At 68.6% G+C, this 2,998-nt stretch carries 3 protein-coding genes; 1 reads left to right on the top strand and 2 read right to left on the bottom strand.

What is annotated here, in order from left to right; all coding sequences use genetic code 11:
- Positions 1-134 precede the first annotated feature (134 nt).
- The gene (locus QMX80_RS18915) at positions 135-1,775 is read left to right on the top strand and encodes an NAD+ synthase (RefSeq protein ID WP_282278711.1); all 1,641 of its coding nucleotides are present in this window, start codon (positions 135-137) and stop codon (positions 1,773-1,775) included.
- Positions 1,776-1,817: 42 nt separating this feature from the next.
- Here the strand turns inward: QMX80_RS18915 and QMX80_RS18920 are convergent, their stop codons facing one another.
- On the bottom strand, positions 1,818-2,582 hold the full coding sequence (locus QMX80_RS18920; protein WP_152984219.1) for a class I SAM-dependent methyltransferase: 765 nt from the start codon (positions 2,580-2,582) through the stop codon (positions 1,818-1,820).
- A 41-nt stretch (positions 2,583-2,623) separates the two neighbouring features.
- A partial coding sequence (locus tag QMX80_RS18925) for a TrmH family RNA methyltransferase (RefSeq protein ID WP_282278712.1) occupies positions 2,624-2,998 on the bottom strand: 375 nt, incomplete at its 5' end.

A 2,998-nucleotide genomic window follows, 5' to 3' on the forward strand; every position in this document is an offset into this window, starting at 1 on the left:
GGCTTCAGCCGCGAAGAGGCTTCCCCGGTAACGCCCTTTCGCGGCTGAAGCCGCTCCTACCAAAGCCGCTTTTCTTTCCTGCTCACCCGGGTCTGGGATAATGGCCGCCAACGCACCGCATGGCAGCCTTCCTCATGACGTCCCGATCCCTCCGCATCGCCCTGGCGCAGTACGACTTCCCGGTCGGCGACGTGGCCGGCAACAGCGCGCGCATCGTCGAGCTGGTGCAGATCGCCCGCGACGAATACGGCGCCGACGTGGTGCTGTTCCCGGAACTGGCGGTCAGCGGCTACCCGCCGGAAGACCTGCTGCTGCGGCCGTCCTTCCTGCGCGACTGCGAGCAGGCGATCGCGCGGATCGCCGCGCAGGTGCAGGGCATCGTCGCCGTGGTCGGCTGGCCGCAGAGTACCGGCGCGGTCGTGTACAACGCCGCCAGCGTGCTGCGCGACGGCGCCGTTGCAGCCACCTACCGCAAGCGCGAGCTGCCCAACTACGCGGTGTTCGACGAACGCCGCTATTTCGACGTCGATCCGGATGGCGGCAACTGCGTGTTCGAAGTCGGCGGAGTGAAGCTCGGCGTGCTGGTCTGCGAGGATCTGTGGTTCGCCGAACCGCTGGCCGCGACCGTGGCCGAAGGCGCCGAACTGGTGCTGGTGCCCAACGCCTCGCCCTACGAGCGCGGCAAGCATGCCCAGCGCGACGCGCTGATGGCCGAGCGCAGCCGCGACAGCGGCGCCGCCATCGCCTATGTCAATCTCGTCGGCGCGCAGGATGCGCTGGTCTTCGACGGCGCCTCCGTGGTCGCCGACGGCAACGGCACGGTGCATCCGGCGGCGCTGGCCTTCGCCGAGGAGATGCTGGTGGTCGAGTACGACGCCGACGCGCGCGCGTTCATGCCCCTGCGCTGGATCGACGACGGCGACGAAAGCATGGATGCGCTGGCCTGGCGCGCGGTCACCCGCGGCATCCAGGACTACTGCCGCAAGAACGGCTTCCGCAAGGTGTGGCTGGGCCTGTCCGGCGGCATCGATTCGGCGCTGGTGCTGGCGCTGGCGGTCGATGCGCTGGGCGCGGACAACGTCACCGCAGTAGCGCTGCCCTCGCGTTACACCGCCGATCTCTCCAACGACCTGGCCGCCGAGCAGTGCCGCGCCCTGGGCGTGAAGCTGGAGACGGTGCCGATCGAGCCGGCCTTCCAGGGGCTGATGCAGTCTCTGTCGGCGATGTTCGAGGGCCAGGCCGCGGACGTGACCGAGGAGAACCTGCAGTCGCGCAGCCGCGGCGTGATCATGATGGCGCTGGCCAACAAGTTCGGCGGGCTGCTGCTGACTACCGGCAACAAGAGCGAGTACGCGGTCGGCTACGCCACCATCTACGGCGACATGTGCGGCGGCTATGCGCCGCTGAAGGACCTGTACAAGACCGAGGTCTACGGCCTGTCCAAGTGGCGCAACACCGTCGGCGGCGCACCGGTGATCCCGCCGGCGGTGATCGCGCGCGCGCCCTCGGCCGAACTGCGCGAGAACCAGACCGACCAGGATTCGCTGCCGGCCTATGACGTGCTCGACGGCATCCTCTACCGCTACATCGACCAGGAACAGTCGCGCGAGGACATCGTCGCCGCCGGCTACGCGCCGGAAGTGGTGGAGCGGGTGCTGCGGCTGGTGCGCATCAGCGAATGGAAGCGGCACCAGGCCGCGCCGGGGCCGAAGGTCTCGCGCCGTGCGTTCGGCCGCGAGCGGCGCTACCCGATCAGCAACGGTTACCGAGGCTGACGGCGCGGCCGTTCTCGATCGAGACCGGCCATGCCAGCGTGATCATCGCCTGGCGCGGAACACCCACTGGCCCTGAGGCACCCCGGCCTCCACCGAATGGACCCGCAGCGCCTGTGCATCGGCGAAACCGGCCTCCCGCAGCGTCACGAGCAGTTCCCAGCCGAAATGATGGAAACACGGCACGCCACCGGATACCGGGTCGCCGTGGTACTCGGGCTCGCCATCGAACTCGATCCGCCCGTCCTCCCGCAGCCAGGCAATCCGCCTGCTGCCGGCCGTGTCCTCGTAGAACGGAACCGTGAACACGAACACGCCCCCCGGCCGCACGACCCGCGCGACTTCCCGCAAGGCGTCCTCGTAAGCGGGAATATGTTCCAGGACATCCAGACTGACCACAGCGTCGAGACTGCCATCCACGAAATCCAGCGCAGTCAGGTCCCGCGGGACCAAGCGCTCTAAAATCCGGTTCCTCCACATCCACAACTGCAGCCGCAGCCGGCGGCGCGGATGCAGGCCGTATTCGCCCCCGTACAGTTTTCCAACGTGCGTACGCAGCATGCGATAGAAAAAGCTGACCTGTTCCGTCGCATATACGCGCGCCGTCCCAGCATCGCTCAATGCTTCAAGCAGCACCTGGACCACGGCACGCTGGCGCGTATTGGCGCCACAGACGCCACAATGCAGCCGCTCGCGTATTTCGCCGTTGGGATCGCCAAGGAAATCCGTCATTTCCCGGCAAAGCGGACAACGGCCGCGCAAAGGCTGCTGCAATACCGACGCCCGTTCCTCGGCCAGCCAATCATCCATCGCGGACTGCCACTGCCGCAGGTCGTGCAGTCCGCGAATGCTCACCCGGCAGTGCCGCGATTGGCGGCGATGGACAGGAACACCGCGGTGGCGGCGGCCACGTTCAGGCTCTCCACCGCGCCGGTGCCGGGAATGGACAGGCGCAGGTCGCAGTTCTGCGCGAAGCCGCGGTCCATGCCCTCGCCCTCGGCGCCCATCACATAGACCATGCGCGATGGCAGCGTAGCGGTGAACAGGTCCTGGCCGCCGTCCACCAGCGTCGCCGCCAGCGCGAAACCGGCGTCGCGCAGCTGCGACAGCGCCTGCGGCAGCGCCGGCAGGCGCACCAGCGGCACCGCTTCGGCGCCGCCCTCGGCCACGCGCGCGGCGGCGCCGGACAGGCTCAGCGTCGAATCGGCCGGCAGCAGGATGCCGGC

It is taken from the genome of Stenotrophomonas sp. PS02297 (genome assembly GCF_029959705.1).
In the GTDB taxonomy this organism is placed as follows: Bacteria; Pseudomonadota; Gammaproteobacteria; order Xanthomonadales; family Xanthomonadaceae; genus Stenotrophomonas; species Stenotrophomonas nitritireducens.

What these genes read in the sequence shown, in the direction of transcription:
- QMX80_RS18920 (WP_152984219.1), bottom strand. Translation starts at nt 2,582, where the DNA reads ATGGATGATTGGCTGGCCGAGGAACGGGCGTCGGTATTGCAGCAGCCT.
- QMX80_RS18915 (WP_282278711.1), top strand. Translation starts at nt 135, where the DNA reads ATGACGTCCCGATCCCTCCGCATCGCCCTGGCGCAGTACGACTTCCCG.